This is a genomic window from Phyllobacterium sp. 01N428 (assembly GCF_056399405.1).
Window position 1 is genome coordinate 20997 of sequence record NZ_JBFTRH010000004.1, and the last position, 17277, is coordinate 38273.

Sequence of the window (17277 nt, forward strand, 5' to 3'; positions counted from 1 at the left end):
GTGTTTCACGAATGAGGCAAAGGCCCGCCCATCGGCGGGCTTTTTGTTAGATCAGGCGGCCCAATTTCCGCCCGAGCCGGCGCTCAAAGGCCGCCAACCGTTCCGCTGACAATTGTTCGGTCTTGTAGAGCGAGAGCATGGAGAACCGCGTTTGCGGCGCGCATGTGCCGATGATGGCGCGCGAAAGTATGCGGCGGACCGGACGGAACATCACGAACCAGTCGATCCACCAGGGCGAGCCGAGCGTCGTGACGGCAAGGCAAGACTTGAGCCTGGCGAGCCGCGGAATCATACGGCCATAATCAGGGGCATGGTCATAGGCAACACCCGGCACAAACAGCCGGTCGATCCAACCCTTGAGAATTGCCGGAAGGCCGAACCACCATGTCGGAAAGACAAGGATCAGAATGTCGGCGCGGACGAGGTCTTCTGCATCGAGGGTCACGGCGCTGCTGTCATAAGCATCCGCGTAATAGGCCTTCCGCTCATTTGCCGTGAGGCGGGGGTCGAAGCCGCGCTCATACAGGTCGAGGAAGGTGATACTGTGACCGGCCGCATCGAGCCTCGCGATTATGAGCGAAGCAAGGTGCGCGCAAAGGCTGTCTTTCAAAGGGTGAGCAAAAACGACAACGACGTTCCTGCCCATCTATTGCATCAGGACTTGCGCGTGCGCGCCAGACCGTCGACAGCAGGCTTGTACTTGGGGTCAAGCTGAACGGCGCGGGCGTAGGACTTGGCGGCACGGGCCTTGTCGCCGCGATGCTCGTAGATCAGCGCCTGGTTGGCCCAACCTTCGGCAATCGTGCCGTCGAGCTTGATCGCCGAGTTGAAATCGTCGAAGGCGTTGTCGTCATCGCCGAGCGCCACATAGGAAATGCCACGGCCGTTGTAGGGCTCTGCAGCATCGGGCTGCAGCGAGATCGCCGTCGAGAAATCCTCGATGGCCTGCTTGTGCTGGTTGCGCGCCTGATAGATGAGGCCGCGATTGTGGTAGGCGCGGGCATCCGTGGTGCTGAGCTGGATCGCCTGGTTGAAATCGTTCATCGCCTGGTCGAGCTGCCCCGCCTGGCGGTAGAGGTTGCCGCGCCCGATATAGGCAGCATCATATTGCGGGTTGATCTGGATCGCCCGGCTGTAGTCGGCAATCGCCTGGGCGGAGTTGCCCATGTTGCGATAGACGAGCGCGCGGTTCGAATAGGCCTGGTAGAAGTTCGGGTTCAACTGAAGCGCGACGTTAAAATCCTTGATCGCGTCATTGTTCTTGCCGGCGCGACCATAGGCGGAACCGCGGACATTGTATGCCTCGGGATCCTTCGGATTGTTGCGGATGACATCATTCAACGAACTGATGTTCTCGGTCGATCCTTGCGCCTTGTCGATCCCGGTCATGTCGGTGGTCGAAGTGCTCTGGCATCCGGCAAGGCCGAGCGCGGAGATCGACGCGATCAACAATCCGGCATAGCGTACCGAGGGAAATTTGCCGTAGGCGGCGCGTTCAGATGAATGTGTCATTGTCTATGTGTCCCGTACAACTCAGAGCCGTGCAAGCTCTTTTGCTCCGATGGCACCAAACGAAAAAAGGGCGGCGCGGCGTGAAGCCACTCCACCCCGATATCGGGTTAAAAGCGTCGATAAACCGCTGATCAACGAGCCGCGGCGGCGCGAACCGGCGCCTTGCGTGCCGGCATCGGCAGAAGACCCTCGCGCTGTGCCTGCTTGCGGGCAAGCTTGCGAGCGCGGCTGATTGCTTCCGCCTTCTGGCGAGCGCGCTTGATCGACGGCTTCTCGTAGTGATCATGCATCTTCATTTCGCGGAACATGCCTTCGCGCTGCATCTTCTTCTTGAGAACGCGGAGAGCCTGATCAACATTGTTTTCGCGTACGAGTACCTGCACGTTTTATCCTGTATCTCTTAGATTTCACTGAGCCTGGCCACCGATCCCCGACCGAAGATCATGGGACAACAAACCGGACTTCGCGACGGTCATCCATCGCAAACTGCGGTCGGCATTAGCAGAAACTCAAAACGATGTCCATGGCGATTTGGCATGGAATTGCTGATATTCGTTCGCCAAAGCCATGGACCACGGTTTAATTTGGGGCTGACCGGCATCGCGCGCCAATCTCCGTCGCAAAATGGCAAAAGACGCTTGGACAGATACGATAGTGATGCGCCAACACGCCGCGGATGTCGATAAAGTCCATGTCGACTTTGGGACAGGAAACCGGCGAGAAATCTTTGAACAATCGGCGCTCGAAGCCAAGTTGTGCGCAAAGGGGATAGGTAATGCGGAAATATTCGGTATTTGCTCTGGCCCGCGAAGCCATGCGTGCCCACAAAGGCTGGGAACAGCAGTGGACATCGCCCGAACCGAAGTCGGAATATGACGTCATCATTGTCGGCGCCGGTGGCCACGGTCTCGCAACCGCCTACTATCTTGCCAAGGAACATGGCATCACCAATGTGGCCGTGCTCGAAAAGGGCTGGCTCGGCGGTGGCAATACGGGTCGCAATACGACCATTATCCGCTCCAACTATCTCTATGACGAATCCGCCGGTATTTACGAACATGCGGTAAAGCTCTGGGAAGGGTTGAGCCAGGACCTCAACTACAACGTGATGTACTCGGCACGCGGCGTCATGATGCTCGCGCACAACATCCACGACGTTCAGGTGTTCAAGCGCCACATCCATGCCAATCGGCTGAACGGCATCGACAATGAGTGGTTGACGCCGGAGCAGGTCAAGGAATTCTGTCCGCCGATCAACCTGTCTGCCGACGCGCGCTATCCTATCATCGGTGCAGCATTGCAGCGCCGCGGCGGTACCGCACGCCACGATGCCGTGGCCTGGGGCTATGCCCGCGCGGCTGCTGACCGCGGCGTTCACATCATCCAGAATTGCGAAGTCACCGGTGTTCGCCGCGCCGCCAATGGCGCAGTGGTCGGTGTCGACACCAATCGCGGTCCCATCAACGCCAAGAAGGTCGGCGTCGTCGCCGCCGGACATACGTCGGTACTCATGAACATGGCTGGCGTCCGCATGCCGCTCGAGAGCTACCCGCTGCAGGCGCTGGTCTCGGAACCGGTCAAGCCGTTGATTCCCTGCGTGATCATGTCGAACACCGTGCACGCCTATATTTCGCAGTCGGACAAAGGCGAAATGGTGATCGGCGCTGGCACCGACCAGTATACGTCCTATTCGCAAACAGGTGGACTTCACATCATCAATCATACGCTCGATGCGATCTGCGAGATGTTCCCGGTTCTGACACGCCTCAAGATGCTGCGCTCGTGGGGCGGCATCGTTGATGTCACACCCGACCGCTCGCCCATCCTGGCCAAGACCCCGGTTCCTGGCCTCTATGTCAACTGCGGCTGGGGCACGGGCGGTTTCAAGGCAACGCCGGGTTCGGGCAACGTGTTTGCCCACACGATCGCCCGCGACGAGCCGCACCGTATCAACGCTCCGTTCACGATCGAGCGCTTTACCAGCGGCCGGCTTATCGACGAGGCAGCCGCCGCTGCCGTGGCGCACTGACTTTTTTAGAAACGAGACGAAGACATGCTTCTCATCAAATGCCCCTATTGCGAAGAAGAGCGCCCGGAACTGGAATTCCGCAATGCCGGCGAAGCGCATCTGGTCCGTGCAAACCCGATCGTTGACCAGTCGGACGATGATTTCGCCGCCTTCCTGTACTTCCGCCAAAATCCGAAGGGACTTCAGTTCGAGCGCTGGCGGCACATTCATGGCTGCGGACGGTTCTTCAATGCCGTGCGCGATTCCGTTTCCGACAAGTTCCTGACCGTCTACAAGGCTGGCGAACCGAAGCCGAATGTCGAGCAACTTGTGACACGAGGGACGACGCCGGCAGAAGCGGTCGTCGAATCTCCCGCGCCGCGCACGCCGCGCGCCAAGAAAGCGGAGGCCTGAGCCATGACCAACCAGGTTCATTCCGGCAGCAACCGCATTTCCGGCGCAGGCCGGCTGACACCCGCAAAGACAGTCCGTTTCACGTTTGACGGCCAGAGCCTTACCGGCCTTGAAGGCGACACGCTTGCATCGGCGCTGCTCGCCAACGGCATCCATCTGGTCGGACGCTCGTTCAAATATCACCGTCCGCGCGGCATCCTGTCGGCAGGCAGCGAAGAGCCGAATGCGCTGGTCGATATCGAGCGTGACAAGTCACGCAAGCAGCCCAACGTCCGCGCAACGGTCCAGGAAATCTATGACGGCCTGAAGGTTAAGTCGCAAAATCGCTGGCCGTCGCTGACCTTCGACGTCGGCGCGATCAACGATGTTTTCTCGCCGATGCTGCCGGCAGGCTTTTACTACAAGACGTTCATGTGGCCGAAATTCGCATGGAAGACGATCTACGAGCCGAAGATCCGCGCAGCCGCCGGTCTCGGCGTGGTTCCTGGCGAACCGGATACCGACCGCTATTCCAACCGCTTTGCCCATTGCGATGTGCTTGTCGTCGGGGCCGGTGCGGCAGGCCTTGCCGCAGCGTTGAGTGCCGCAGCCACCGGCGCAACCGTCATCCTTTGCGATGAACAGCCCGAAGTCGGTGGAGCGCTGCGCTATGAAAGCGATGTCACCATCGACGGCGTGCCCGGTTACGAATGGGCGACGGCGACCATCGCCAGGCTGCGCGCCATGGACAATGTCACGGTTCTGACCCGCACGACGGCCTTCGGCTACTATGCGCAGAACTTCGTCGGTCTCGCGGAACGGATCAGCGATCATCTCAGCACTCCGGCAGCCGAAATGCCGCGCGAACGCCTCTGGCAGATTCGCGCCAAGAAGGTCGTGCTCGCGACCGGCGCGATCGAACGGCACATGGTTTTTGCGAATAATGATCGCCCGGGCGTCATGCTCGCCTCGGCTGCGCGCATGTTCCTCAATCATTACGGTGTTGCGATCGGCCGCAAGGTCGGCGTCTACACCGCCAACGACTCGGCCTATGCGGCAGCGATCGACCTGAAGCGGGCCGGGATCGACGTTCCGATCATCGTCGATACGCGCGACAACCCGAAATCGGCCATCGTCGAGGAAGCGCGATCGCTGGGCATCGAGGTACTGCCGGGACATGCGGTCTTCAGCGCGGGCGGCAAGCGTCGTGTTTCATCGATGCTGATCAAGCCCAACAGGGGCGGCAACGAGCGCAAGGTCGCCGTCGATGCCTTGATCGTCTCTGCAGGCTGGACGCCCTCGGTTCACCTCTTCTCACAATCGCGCGGCAAGGTGGCGTGGGACGCGGCAAACGAAAGGTTCCTTCCCGGCACTTACGCGCAGGACTGCCTGTCGGTCGGGGCCTGCAACGGCACGGACGGCTTGCAGGACGTGATCAATGAGGCCGTCGCCGCCGGCGGATCATCGGCCGAACAGGCGGGTTTTGCCGGCAAGGGTACGCCGGTATCATTGACCGCCGCCGGCAGCGCAAGCTGGATCGGCGGGATGATCGGCTCGGCGGCCGGCGCCGGCCCAGACACGACGGTCAAGGCTTTCGTCGATTTTCAGAACGATGTCACGGCCAAGGATGTCCGGCTCGCCGTGCGCGAAGGCATGCACTCGATCGAACACGTCAAGCGCTTCACCACGAACGGCATGGCGACCGACCAGGGCAAGACATCGAACCTCCACGGCCTTGCCATCGCTGCCGAGGCTCTGAACAAGCCGATTCCGGCGGTGGGCCTCACGACGTTCCGCGCCCCCTTCACGCCGGTGACGTTCGGCACCATCGTCAATCATGCCCGGCACGATCTTTTCGATCCGACCCGGCGCACACCGATGCACGCCTGGCATGCGGCGCAGGGCGCTGCCTTCGAAGATGTCGGCCAGTGGAAGCGTGCCTGGTATTATCCGCAGGCCGGCGAGGATATGCATGCCGCGGTCAACCGCGAATGCGTTGCCGTTCGCACGGAGGCCGGCATTTTCGATGCCTCGACACTTGGAAAGATCGAGGTTGTTGGCCCCGATGCGGCGAAGTTCCTGGAACTGCTTTACACCAATCCCTGGGAAAAGCTCGGCGTCGGGCGCCTGCGCTACGGCATCATGCTGCGGGAAGACGGGTTCATCTACGATGACGGTGTTGTCGGCCGCCTCGCCGAGGACCGCTTCCACGTCACGACGACGACCGGTGGTGCGCCCCGCGTCATGAACCACATGGAAGACTACCTGCAGACCGAGTTCCCGCACCTTGATGTGTGGCTTACCTCGACCACCGAGCAATGGGCGGTTATTGCCGTGCAGGGGCCAAGGTCGCGCGAGATCATCGCGCCGTTGGTCGAAGGGATCGACATGTCCAATGAAGCCATGCCGCATATGAGCGTGCGCGAAGGCAAGATTTGCGGCGTGCCGACGCGGTTGTTCCGCATGTCGTTCACCGGCGAGACCGGCTACGAAATCAACGTTCCGGCCGATTACGGGCAGGCGGTCTGGGAAGCGATCTACGAACGCGGCAAACCGCTTGGCCTGACGCCCTATGGCACCGAGGCGATGCATATCCTGCGCGCCGAGAAGGGCTATATTATCGTTGGTCAGGATACTGACGGCACGGTGACGCCGCAGGATGCAGGGCTGACCTGGGCTATCGGCAAGAACAAGACCGACTATGTCGGTATTCGCGGGCTCTTGCGCCGCGATCTCGTCGCCCCGGGACGCAAGCAGCTCGTCGGTCTCAAGACCGTTGATCCGAAGGTGGTACTGGAGGAAGGCGCGCAGATCGTTGCCAATCCGAACCAGCCTGTGCCGATGACAATGATCGGCCATGTGACGTCATCCTACTGGTCGGAAAATTGCGGCCGCTCCATTGCCCTCGCGCTGGTTATCGATGGCACGAAGCGGCTCGGCGAGACGCTCTATGTGCCGATGCCGAATGGAGTGATCGAAGTCGAAGTCACCGGAACTGTATTCTTCGATGAAAAGGGAGAGCGTTTGAATGGTTGAGACGATCCAGGCAACACGCTTGCATCCGCTGCAGTCGGGTCGCACCGGTCCGGCCGCGGTTTCGGTGACGCTGGCTGATAATGCGACACGTATCTCGCTGCGGGCCCGCACGGACGCTGTCGCTGCTCTTTCGAAAGCACTCGGTCTGGCGCTGCCGACAAAACCGAAATCGACCGCCGTGAATGGGAGCCGCGCCGCCTTGTGGCTTGGCCCCGACGAGTGGCTGATCATCGACGACGGCGAAGGCAACCTCGTTGCGGACCTCGCCAAAGCCAAGGTACTGCATTCGGCAGTCGACGTTTCCCATCGCAATGTCGGGATCATCGTTTCGGGCAAAGGGGCGGAAGGCGTCGTCAATGGCGGCTGTCCTCAGGACCTTTCGCAACGGGCCTTCCCGGTGGGGGCCGCCTCCCGCACGGTTCTCGGCAAGATCGAGATCGTCCTCTGGCGCACGGCCGAAAACACATTCCGCGTCGAATGCTGGCGCTCGTTCTCTCCCTATGCTTTCGCTTTCCTGCAGGAATCGGCGCGCGACATCTGGGTCTGATCGACGGCTGATTTTTAGGACTGCATGAAGTTCCGGTTGTGCAGGCCGGCCATTTTCATGTAAACGGCGCGATCATGCGGCGTGGCCTTCCACTTTGGGTGGCTGCCGCATTTGCAGCTATTGTGATGACTGCCGATTTCGCGTGGTCTCTTTGCCGAGAGAAGTGAAATGGCCGTCAGAAAGCGTCTCGTCGTCAATTTCACCGGCTATGAGGGCCTGCACCCTGATGCGGTGCGCGGGCGTTATCTCAATAGCGCCGCGGATTTCAACAAGCTCTGGGGCGCAAGAACCGTTGCCGGTGCGATGGCTGCCGAAGGCGACAACATCGCGTCCATGAACATCGCGACGCGCGGCAGCGACTGGAAAACCGAAACGAAATTCTGCCAGTATGGTTCGGCCGATATCTTCGACGCCTATGCAGCGCGCAACGTCGTGACGCGTTTCGCAACCGGTCTCGTGGCGTTCCTAGACATTTTGTTGACCGGCACCTTCTGGCGATATCTGCGCACCAGCTGGCGCTTCTGCATCTTCTTTCTCTGGCCGTTCGCCTATGCCTGCTTCGTGACGCTTGCCGCGCTGGCGGTCGGGCTCTTTCCCTTGCTCGCAGAGGACAGCAAGCTTCACCTTCTATGGACGGTGCCGCTTGCGCTCGTCATTGGCCGTGTGATCATTCGTTGGCCCGGGGAGAAGGTGTTCTTCTCGTACTTGCTCGACGATTGGGCGGCAGCTTCCGACCGCATTTACGGCCGTAATACCGCTCTCAACCAACGCCGCAAGGCCTTTGCAGCCAATCTGGCCGAGAAGCTACGAGCGACCGACGCTGACGAGGTCGTCATTATCGCCCATAGTCTAGGTACGGTGCCCGCGGTCGAGGCCATCGCTGACGTATGGCGCATCGATCCGGAATTGCTCAGGCGCAAGCCGGTGTCGCTGGTCGCTGCGGGTTCCTGCCTGCTGATGATCGCCCTGCACCCGCGCGTCAATGGTTTGCGTGAAGATGTGCGTGTGGTCATGCAAGAGAGCCCGGTCCTGTGGGCGGAGTTTCAGACGGTCACCGACATCGTGCATTTTTACAAATCCGATCCGGCAGTGGCTCTTGGTATAAAGCCACGTCAGGCTCCGGTCATCGAGCGCATTCGTTTCAAGCGCATCCACAGCCCGAAGCGTTACGCCCGTGCCAGGAAAAACTTCTTCAAGATGCACCTGTTGTTCCTGAAGGGCGCACAGATTCGCAACCCCTACGACATGGGCATGTTCGTGCAGGGGCCGTTTCCGCTCAAGGATCTGGTGACGAAATACAAGGGGGTGGCGGCGCCGCTCGATCTGGAAGGCAAGCTCGCCGCTTGAGGCAAGCGCTCGCCGTCAATCCATTTCAGGCGGATTTTCGAGGACCGCGATGGTCAGCCAATTGGCGACCAGCGCAGGCTTGAGCGAGTTCTCGATTTCCAGGGTAACTTCGTAATTGTTGAGCACGCGGCCCGAAGGGCGGATATCGGCATCTGCCAGCTTGAAGCGGGCGCGAACCCGCTTACCGGACTTTACGGGCGCCATAAACCGAACCTTGTCGAAACCGTAATTGATGCCCATGGTCGCGCCCTCAAGCATCGGCAAGGCTTCATAGGCGAGCGTCGAAAGCAGCGAAATCGTCAGGAACCCGTGGGCGATCGTCCCGCCGAAGGGCGTTTCCTTCTCTGCGCGCTCCGGATCGGTATGGATGAACTGGTGGTCACCGGTGGCATCTGCGAACTGGTTGATCATTTCCTGGCTGACCACCCGCCACTCCGAGCAGCCGACCTCGGTGCCAACCGCTTCCTTCAACTGCTTGAGTGAAATCGCTTCCTTCATAACTTCGCGCTTTCCGAACGTCTTGTGATCTATTCAAGGCTGTTCGATAGCGGGTTATGGCGTGAATGTCATCCCGTCATAAAGGAGCACCATCTCATGCGGCCTGTATGCTGTCCGGAACAGGTGGTTTTTCGAGCTGGGCGGTTGCGGATGAAAACAACAGTTTGACGAAGCTGCGAAATGCCAACACCTGACGTTCGATACGCTTCGGATCGTTGAGCGCCTTCGACATGATGATCGCGCCGTCGACGATGCATGAGAGCATGTCGGCCACATCGCCGAGATCGATCGCATCGCGCGGGCGGTGAACATCGGCAATGTCGTCGAGTATCGCCCGGAAGCGCATGTGCCATTCCTTTACCGATTGGGCGATAAGATTGCGCACATTGCGATCGAAGAGCCTTTCCTGGTAGCAGATGCTGGCAATGAGACAGCCGGGATGCCCGCTCGGAAGGTCGGACATGGTTTCTGCAAGAAGCTTGAGGCTGATGAGGAAGGCCTGAAGCGGATCGTCTGACAATTGATGGCCGCGTTCGAAAATCTCGTCGAAAACGCGATTGTTCTCGTCAACGTAGCGCCGAACCATCTTGTGGGCGAGTTCGTTCTTGTCCTTGAAGTGATAGAAGAAGCCGCTCTTGGTGATACCAGCCTCGACAATGATCTCTTCGATCGACGTTGCGCCGAACCCCTTGGCGAGGACCGAAGCTTCTGCGATTTCGATGATCCGTTCGCGGGTTTCCGCGCCCTTGCCCATGGCCTTCCCCAGAACTACTGTACTGTCGATACAGTTTTGCGATTGGTGAGCATAGCATGGAAAGGGCGATCCCGGCCATTGCGGCAGCTAAGTCTATGATACGACAACAGGTTTGTCAGCCGATCCGCCGCCGCACCGCAAGCTTTCTAGATCGTGCAGCCCAAAGAGCGCAAAAAGGACCATGCCGACAAGGGTCAAATGACCGGGGAGTGCGGCAGTAACCTTGGAGACGATCATGGCAAAATATCGCCACAATCTGCCGCAGCTTTCCGGCAGCTTTTTCCTCAGCGATGGGGGGATGGAAACGACGCTCATATTCCTCGAAGGCATTGAGCTGCCGGAATTCGCCGCATTCGTATTGATGTCGACCGACGAGGGACGGCAGCATCTCAAAGACTACTATGTTCGCTATCTTGAAGTGGCGAAAGAGAACGGTACCGGCTTCATCCTCGACACGCCGACATGGCGGGCAAACGCGGACTGGGGCGCCAAGCTCGGCTACGGCCCCGCCGACCTGGACGCCGTCAACCGCCGTTCGGTGGACCTGCTTGCCGAACTTCGCCAGGAATATGAAACGCCTGCAACGCCCTGCGTCATCAGCGGCGCAATCGGTCCGCGCGGCGACGGCTACAAGGCCGGCAACATGAATCCCGATGAGGCCGAAGCCTATCATGCCGCGCAGATCGCAACCTTTGCCGATACCGAAGCCGATCTGGTCGCCGCCTACACGCTTACCAACTACAATGAAGCGATCGGCATCGCGCGCGCGGCCCGAGCCAGTGAAATGCCTTGTGTGATATCGTTCACGGTGGAAACCGATGGCAAGCTGGTGACGGGTTTGTCTCTGCGGGAAGCGATCGAACGGGTCGACGAGGCGACGGGTGGTTCGCCGCAATACTACATGATCAATTGTGCGCATCCCACGCACTTTGCGCAGGTCCTGGAGCAAGGCGAAGCGTGGACCCGCCGCATTGGCGGGCTGAGAGCCAATGCCTCGACCAAAAGTCACGCTGAACTAGACGACTCAACCACGCTCGATGCGGGCGATCCACTCGATCTCGGACGCCGATATCAAGCACTGACCCGCGCGTTTCCGCGGATGCGCGTCCTCGGCGGATGCTGCGGCACCGATCATCGGCACGTCGCCGCCATTTGCGAAGCCTGTGCCGCCTAGCAAGGCCTAGTCGATCTTCCGCGGCGCCTTGTCCCTTACAGGCGTCCGCGGGGCCTTCTTCGTTTCGGCTGCTGCCCTTGCGACCTTGACTGTGCCCACGGGGCTCTCGTCAAACTTGACGGTCTTCTTAGGCCGCGAAGGCGCCTTTGCAGCCGGCTTGGCCCGGGCACGTGCCGGTCGCCTTGCCGGCATTTCAGTATGCGTGCCTTGCGGATCGGCATGGTCCGGCATATGCGAATGGTCGCTTTCAAGCCCGGGATCGGAAAACGGAATGGTTTCCAGCCCCTCCACGACCTCCGGTCCCTCAGTATCTTCCAGCATCAGGTAATCGACTTCCGGCTTGGTGTAGGCCGGGTCCCAGTGGGTATTTTCCGGCACGTTACTGTGGCCGTAATGGCCGCCCTTCGTATCCCAGATACTGGCGTTGCGGTTATGGCCGCCCGGATCCTGACCGTTGACCGCAGGCTTGGGCAAGCCGTTCGGCCAGACTTTCGGAATGGAATGGGTGGCTTCGAGCCAGCGGCAAAGCCGTCGAACATTATCGAGGGTAGCGCGAACCTTTGGCCGGTGGGCGAACCCTACGACTTCGATCTGGATGGCTGAATCGCGGTTCGTCTGGACGCCGTCAGCGAGGTTCTTGAGCGCCCGTGACGCAGTGTCCGTATCGATGTGCTGGTAGATTGTGGTGGCATCGACCGTGAAATGCGGATCGGACCTGTTCGCCTTGAACGCGGCGAATGCGCCTTGCGCCGAACTTCCTTCCGTCGTGTGATGAACGATCTTGAACGGGCCGCCGGTATAGGTTCCAGACGAACCGCTGATCGGCTTCCAGGTCGCAAAAGGACAACGTGGCATCGATTGTTCCCTCCCTTATTTTTGCGTTCGAGCGGGTTGAGCCGGCCCGCCTGCCGCGATTTTTTTCCGGCGCGTGCCTGCGTGCAGCCCGACTTCGGTTCCGCGAACCGTCTCGTACTGATCGGCCTTGCGCACCTGTTCGTCGAAGCGGACACCAGCGAGGCGTTCGATGTCGGCAATCGGATACATTGCCGGCACGAATTCGGCCGGCACGGCGAACTCGAAATCGACGTCGGCAAGGTCCTGCTCAAGCATGAATCCATAGGCGGCGATGCCATCGGCCACGCGGCTGGTGATCACCTTCCAGTAGCGGGACGGGATCTTGGCACGCAGTACAGTTCGCCCGTCGCCGACACCGGTGAAGACTTCGTCTGAAGGGTCGAGCACCGGTCCGGCGAAAACGCAGAGCCGCTCGTTGGCTGCCTCGGCGAGCACGCAGTTTTCAAGATCGCCCCAATTTTCGTGGCCGCTGGCGGCCCGGTTGAACCCCGCGACCTGCGGCGAGCAATTGGTAACGTGATAGGTATCGCCATTCGCCCGACGCAGTTGATCGTAGGTCGCGCCCCAGGCAACGTCGTCGCGGCGCACGATATGGCCCTTATCGAAAGCTTTGCGATCCCTGGTGAAAAACACATCCGGAATCTGCAGGGCTTCATCGAGGCGCGGGTCGGTAAACCATAGTTCCTGGTCGCTCTCGCCGAGGCCGGAAAGGCCGCGCCGCGTATAGTCGCGACCGGGTTCAGGCCGTTTGAGTTCAGGCGCTTTGGTGACGTTGGACGCTGTGATCAGAGCGAGGCGGCGCTGCGCATGCATCTTGATCGAGAAGTTCTCATAGTGAAGCGTGTCCGATCCCGTGAGCGTCCTGGCGAGCACGCTCGCATCCGCTGCCTGTGGCATGGCCACCACGACCGGCGCGAGGAGCGCCTCTTGGCTTGGGTCATTGAGAAAATATGCGTCATAGCCCTTGCGCGTGTTGAAATCCGTATCGCGGAACGGCGCCCGCGCGGACTCAGTCATGCCAGCGTCGTCGGCGCTCACACTTTCGCTTGCCACGACCACGGCCTTCTGATCGTCGAGGTCGACTGAAATGGTAATGCGTAGCGGCAGGACGATGCGTCCCACCTCGCGTTCTTGCTTGATCGTGATCGACGATGCGGCGTTGGCGGTGGCACCGGAAGCGGTATCCCCGGTGCCGGAAATCGTCGGGTCTACGCCATTCGCAACAAGTTCGGCACCATCGGCCCGCTGCCACCAATCGCCCCAATCATTGGCGCCGCCGCCCGGCGTTCCGGCAAATTGCACGCCGGCCGCAATTACGCGGCTGTCGCGCGAAAGCTCATACGCCGGCACGGCATAATTCTGCTTCTGGTAAAGGCCCCCGAAGTGCAGGCCCATTACCTCGCCGCTATCAAGGTCGAGAATTGCCGAGCCCGAGTTTCCGCCCAGCGTCGAGCAATCATGTGTCGCCGCAGGCACCATCTTGCCGAAGCTCGATGTCGTTATGCCGCCCTGGAGTTCGCCCGGTTGCAACCGCTTGACGCCGTAACGTCCCGCCATGACATCGTTCTGAACATCGGAGGGGTTGCGGGGATCGAAGGCAGGATAGCCGATGGCGAAAATATCGTGGCCCGTAAGGTCGCGCGCATCCGATAGCGATAGTTTCAATGGCTTGGCGGTTGCGGGAAGCCCGTTCACGGCAAGAATTGCCATGTCCCAATAGGGATGGATCATGACCACGCGAACGACGTCGAGCATCGGGCCGGTCGGCCGTCCCTGTTCGCGCTTGAAATCAATGGCCGCCCGTGCGCCGTCGATAAAGGCGAGCCTGCGGTCGCCAAGCCCTTTCGAGAAAATTTCGGCGACATGCCTGTTGGTCATCAGCAGGCCGTCGCCGACGACAAAGCCGGTGCCACCATAGGGATACTTGTTGTTGCCCGGCAATTCGATGCGGCCGATCGACGGAATGACCCCTTCTATCCTGGTGCGGATGGCAGCATCATCCGACAGGCGTCGCCAGAGTGGATGCTTGACGGTAAAGGTATTGTCGACGATGTCGATCGCCGGCCGCAAGTCCGGCAGGATGATCGCTTCAAGGCCGTAAAGCTCACCCTCGGAGGGATCGCGGCCAAGCTCGATCGCTTCGAGGCCCGATTTGGCGAGCCTCGTCTCATCCGTATCGCCGGGCATGCTTTCGAGACCGGAATCGCCTCCAGCCTTGGTCCGCTCCTCCAGCATGTTTCTGATGGGCTCGATACCGCCATGTTTCCTGGTGATGAGCGTCAGATAATCCTTCAGCCTGTCAGCGTCCGTATTCCCCATTTTCCCCACCCGTCCGCCCTCAGGCGCCACTCATTGCAAAAGCTCCATTCGTCAAAACCAGGAGCGCAGGAACTGCCTCTCCGCTGGTCCCTCGTCCACTCCGGGCAGTTCGCGCCCCTCATTTGCGGGAGCGGGTGCTTCGCCGCCCTGGAGCGCGGCGCCGGCGCCGCTCGTACCAGCTGCGGCGAGATAGACGACAAAGGCATTGAGCACCGCAAGGAAGAGGTCGGCTCCGGCGGTGCTGCCGGCAAAGAACGCGGTTGCGAGGCAGATCACTAAAGACACTGCGAGCCCCAGCCATCGCGGCTGCCAGCCTAGGGAACGCCAAAGGCCGTTCGTTACTGCGGTCGTTGCAAGCGTCATGCCGCCAATGGTGCTGAGTGCCGTCAGATCGAGCAGTTGAGGGGTCGCAGGCATCCTATCCTCCGCAAATGGAACATGGTCCAAGACCCGCCAACGCCTGGCTTCGTAAAACGGGCGCAACTCCAGTCTGCCGTCCACGTCAATTCCCGATATCGCTGTCAGGTCGCGTACCTCGGGTTGCCGCCATGCACTGCTATTCAATAGGCAAAGTAATTCGACCCGGAATCTTCAGCATTGGTGCAAGACCAATAAACCTAATAAACTCCAGTATTATCAACTATAAGTTGTTTAAAATGCTTTAGTAACATGTACTATTCAAGCGAATATTTGACGATCTTGACACAAAATCGCGCCTGATCAAGCGAAATCTGCTGGAGCCTGCCCCATTTGCTCCAAAGGAATTAGTTGGTTCAAGAAGAGGCGATTGCGGCGATCCATCCTGTCGAAAGGGCCGTTCAGTATTTCGAGAGCGTTCTGGCCGTATGACATAATGATAGATCAGTGATTGTGACGGCGCTATTTCGGAGCCACGCTACGTAAAGTAAGACCCTCTGCGCGGCTATTCAGTGTTTTTTGCAATGAAATCGAGTACTTAGTTGTAGAAGACGGGCGATGAACAAGTTATGGTCCAACATGTTAATACCAAGTGATTAAAGATTCTCCAGTCTATCCGAGTGAACTTTAAGTAATTTATGCTATATTGACCAATCAGAGTTCTCGTGTCTCGGGGGACGCTTGCGTGAGTGACTTGAGTGGCAGTGAAATCAAATTGCTTCGATATTTGATTGGTCAGGCGTTTCCCAACCTGAACCTCTTCTCTATCTTTCTATCCGATCAGGAATTTTTGCCGCTTCCCGCAACGGTGGTCAATCCGGACCTCGGCTATGAGGAGGCGCTGCAGGATTACATTGTCGATACGATTATTCCCGAAGCACTGATGGACAAGTTCCTGCGCATTCTGACGACAAAGAAGCGAATCCGCGCGCAGATCCAGTCGCTTATGGACCCAGTCGATATCGACGGCAACATGTGGTTCCGGACCTACATGCAAGGGGAAGTCGCTTTCAAGTATTGCGATGACGAAGGCGTCTTCGATTACTTTGCACAATACCATCCATTTACTGCTGAGTTGTGGGGAAAAGTTACGGAACTCAAAGCGGAGCAGATCAGTCAGTCCAAGTATTTCCTCGCTATTGTAACGCCGGTCGATCTCGAAAATCTGGAAGCGACGGATGGTACGGTGTTCGACCATGCGTTCAACGATTGGCTCAAATCCCGTTCGGGTCCTCCTGAGGCGCGCAAACGTTTCATGCTCATCTACGAGAAGGAGGAGATGGGCAACTGGTGGAACAAATGGAAGGACCGCTATCGCGCCAAGTATCCTGCCATCGATGACGAGCCCGTATTCTTGCGGGAGCTTAAGAATGATCCAAAAGACCGGGCTAGCGTCCGCGCTGAGCTTCAGGCCTTTCTCAATCTGCCGGACGAGCCGCTGTCACCCAAATTGTCCAATGTCTTGTTGCTTGGGACGCCGTCGACCGCTGACACCGATCCGGGCACGCAGGCTGGCGACGTTGCGCTTTTTCAATATCTGCGCCGATACAACGCCGACCGTGTGCAGTACTGGGAGGATGGCTGGGGCGATACAATGCGGATGACGGTGCCGCAGCGCGACGAATTCTTCCGATATCCGCCGATTTTTACACGCTCCGCATCGGAGCGAAACACCACGGTCGGCGGTTTAAAGGACAAGATGATCCCGCTGCTCATGGACGCCCTCGGGTATTCCAACGACGATGTGGTGGGCATCTGGCGCGATAGCGTCAGCAAGTTCCAGCGCGTCTACTGGCGCTCGGCGGGCGAGTGGTGGGACAGCACGGAGATCAATCCGAAAACAGAGAACGCCTGGAAAGGTTCGGTCGAAGAAATCGGGGCAAAGCTTGCCAAACTTGCCGGCTTCGGCGACCTTTGCGAGAGCAAGCTGCGGACGCGTTTCGAAAATCTGCCAGACAGCGATCCGAACCGCCAGCTTCTTTCGACCAACCTGCAAAAGCTCGGCCAGACTGTGGTGAAGCCTGGCGAGTATGAAACGGTCGCCGTATCGCTCGATAGCCTCGAGGAGAGTGTGAGCCGTTTTAATCGGGCGCAGCTGAATATCGTCGCCGCCCATGATCAGAGGACCAGGCCCGGCGATAAGCAGCATACGATCAACCATTTCGAAGATTGGGATACGCGGATCGACCGATTGGTCGGACAATATTTTCCCGATCGCGAGCCGAAGATTTTCCGTATCGCCGTGCTGTTTCAGAATTTCGATAAGTTCGATGGTCTCAAATTTGACGAAGGCCTTTCTGTGCGGCGCTGGAACCTGCTCAAGGTCAGACGCGACAACAACAAGATCGATTTCAACAGCAGCGATATGAACCATCTGATCGATGCGGCCAAAGACATGATGCACCACTAGGGAGGCG

The 17277-nt window shown here is 59.1% G+C and carries 15 protein-coding genes; 7 read left to right on the forward strand and 8 right to left on the reverse strand.

Annotation, left to right across the window (positions count from 1 at the left end; genetic code table 11):
• Positions 1 to 46: 46 nt before the first annotated feature.
• From AC1DNI_RS11965 to rpsU, 3 genes are all read right to left on the reverse strand, one after another.
• Positions 47 to 646 carry an NAD(P)H-dependent oxidoreductase gene (locus tag AC1DNI_RS11965; RefSeq protein ID WP_477691999.1) on the reverse strand — a complete coding sequence of 200 codons (600 nt, stop codon included), beginning with the start codon at positions 644 to 646 and terminating at the stop codon, positions 47 to 49.
• Positions 647 to 654: 8 nt separating this feature from the next.
• Positions 655 to 1512, reverse strand: a complete 858-nt coding sequence (locus AC1DNI_RS11970; protein WP_477692000.1) for a tetratricopeptide repeat protein — start codon at positions 1510 to 1512, stop codon at positions 655 to 657.
• Between the two features lie 131 nt (positions 1513 to 1643).
• A complete protein-coding gene (gene rpsU, locus AC1DNI_RS11975) occupies positions 1644 to 1895 on the reverse strand; it encodes a 30S ribosomal protein S21 (RefSeq protein WP_027229472.1) in 252 nt (83 codons plus the stop codon).
• A 392-nt stretch (positions 1896 to 2287) separates the two neighbouring features.
• On the opposite strand from rpsU, the gene AC1DNI_RS11980 reads away from it, so the two are divergent.
• The 5 genes from AC1DNI_RS11980 to AC1DNI_RS12000 all read left to right on the forward strand — a co-directional run bounded on the left by AC1DNI_RS11980 (position 2288) and on the right by AC1DNI_RS12000 (position 8843).
• Positions 2288 to 3541, forward strand: coding sequence for a sarcosine oxidase subunit beta (locus AC1DNI_RS11980; RefSeq protein ID WP_477692001.1), 1254 nt, complete (start codon positions 2288 to 2290; stop codon positions 3539 to 3541).
• A gap of 24 nt (positions 3542 to 3565) precedes the next feature.
• Entirely contained in the window at positions 3566 to 3934 is a 369-nt protein-coding gene (locus AC1DNI_RS11985; RefSeq protein ID WP_091925370.1) for a sarcosine oxidase subunit delta, read from the forward strand.
• Positions 3935 to 3937: 3 nt separating this feature from the next.
• On the forward strand, positions 3938 to 6949 hold the full coding sequence (locus AC1DNI_RS11990; protein ID WP_477692002.1) for a sarcosine oxidase subunit alpha: 3012 nt from the start codon (positions 3938 to 3940) through the stop codon (positions 6947 to 6949).
• Entirely contained in the window at positions 6942 to 7496 is a 555-nt protein-coding gene (locus AC1DNI_RS11995; RefSeq protein ID WP_477692003.1) for a sarcosine oxidase subunit gamma, read from the forward strand. Before AC1DNI_RS11990 ends, AC1DNI_RS11995 begins: the two co-directional genes overlap by 8 nt.
• Before the next feature lie 168 nt (positions 7497 to 7664).
• Positions 7665 to 8843, forward strand: coding sequence for an alpha/beta hydrolase (locus AC1DNI_RS12000; RefSeq protein ID WP_477692004.1), 1179 nt, complete (start codon positions 7665 to 7667; stop codon positions 8841 to 8843).
• 15 nt (positions 8844 to 8858) lie between these two features.
• Here AC1DNI_RS12000 and AC1DNI_RS12005 read toward each other — a convergent pair whose 3' ends face one another.
• Both AC1DNI_RS12005 and AC1DNI_RS12010 read right to left on the reverse strand, forming a co-directional pair.
• Positions 8859 to 9341: a MaoC family dehydratase gene (locus tag AC1DNI_RS12005; RefSeq protein WP_477692005.1), complete on the reverse strand. Its 483-nt coding sequence runs from the start codon at positions 9339 to 9341 to the stop codon at positions 8859 to 8861.
• A 94-nt stretch (positions 9342 to 9435) separates the two neighbouring features.
• A complete protein-coding gene (locus tag AC1DNI_RS12010) occupies positions 9436 to 10095 on the reverse strand; it encodes a TetR/AcrR family transcriptional regulator (RefSeq protein WP_477692006.1) in 660 nt (219 codons plus the stop codon).
• 235 nt (positions 10096 to 10330) lie between these two features.
• Here AC1DNI_RS12010 and AC1DNI_RS12015 point away from each other — a divergent pair, with 235 nt between their 5' ends.
• Positions 10331 to 11269, forward strand: coding sequence for a homocysteine S-methyltransferase family protein (locus AC1DNI_RS12015; RefSeq protein WP_477692007.1), 939 nt, complete (start codon positions 10331 to 10333; stop codon positions 11267 to 11269).
• A gap of 6 nt (positions 11270 to 11275) precedes the next feature.
• Here the strand turns inward: AC1DNI_RS12015 and AC1DNI_RS12020 are convergent, their stop codons facing one another.
• Genes AC1DNI_RS12020 through AC1DNI_RS12030 form a run of 3 tightly spaced genes read right to left on the reverse strand, consistent with a single transcriptional unit; the run spans position 11276 to position 14860 of the window.
• Entirely contained in the window at positions 11276 to 12124 is an 849-nt protein-coding gene (locus AC1DNI_RS12020; RefSeq protein WP_477692008.1) for a peptidoglycan recognition protein family protein, read from the reverse strand.
• 15 nt (positions 12125 to 12139) lie between these two features.
• A complete protein-coding gene (locus AC1DNI_RS12025; RefSeq protein ID WP_477692009.1) occupies positions 12140 to 14443 on the reverse strand; it encodes a DNA/RNA non-specific endonuclease in 2304 nt (767 codons plus the stop codon).
• Between the two features lie 51 nt (positions 14444 to 14494).
• Positions 14495 to 14860, reverse strand: coding sequence for a hypothetical protein (locus tag AC1DNI_RS12030; RefSeq protein WP_477692010.1), 366 nt, complete (start codon positions 14858 to 14860; stop codon positions 14495 to 14497).
• A gap of 685 nt (positions 14861 to 15545) precedes the next feature.
• Between AC1DNI_RS12030 and AC1DNI_RS12035 the strand changes: the two genes are divergently transcribed.
• Positions 15546 to 17270, forward strand: a complete 1725-nt coding sequence (locus AC1DNI_RS12035) for a hypothetical protein (protein ID WP_477692011.1) — start codon at positions 15546 to 15548, stop codon at positions 17268 to 17270.
• The last annotated feature ends 7 nt before the right edge of the window (positions 17271 to 17277 follow it).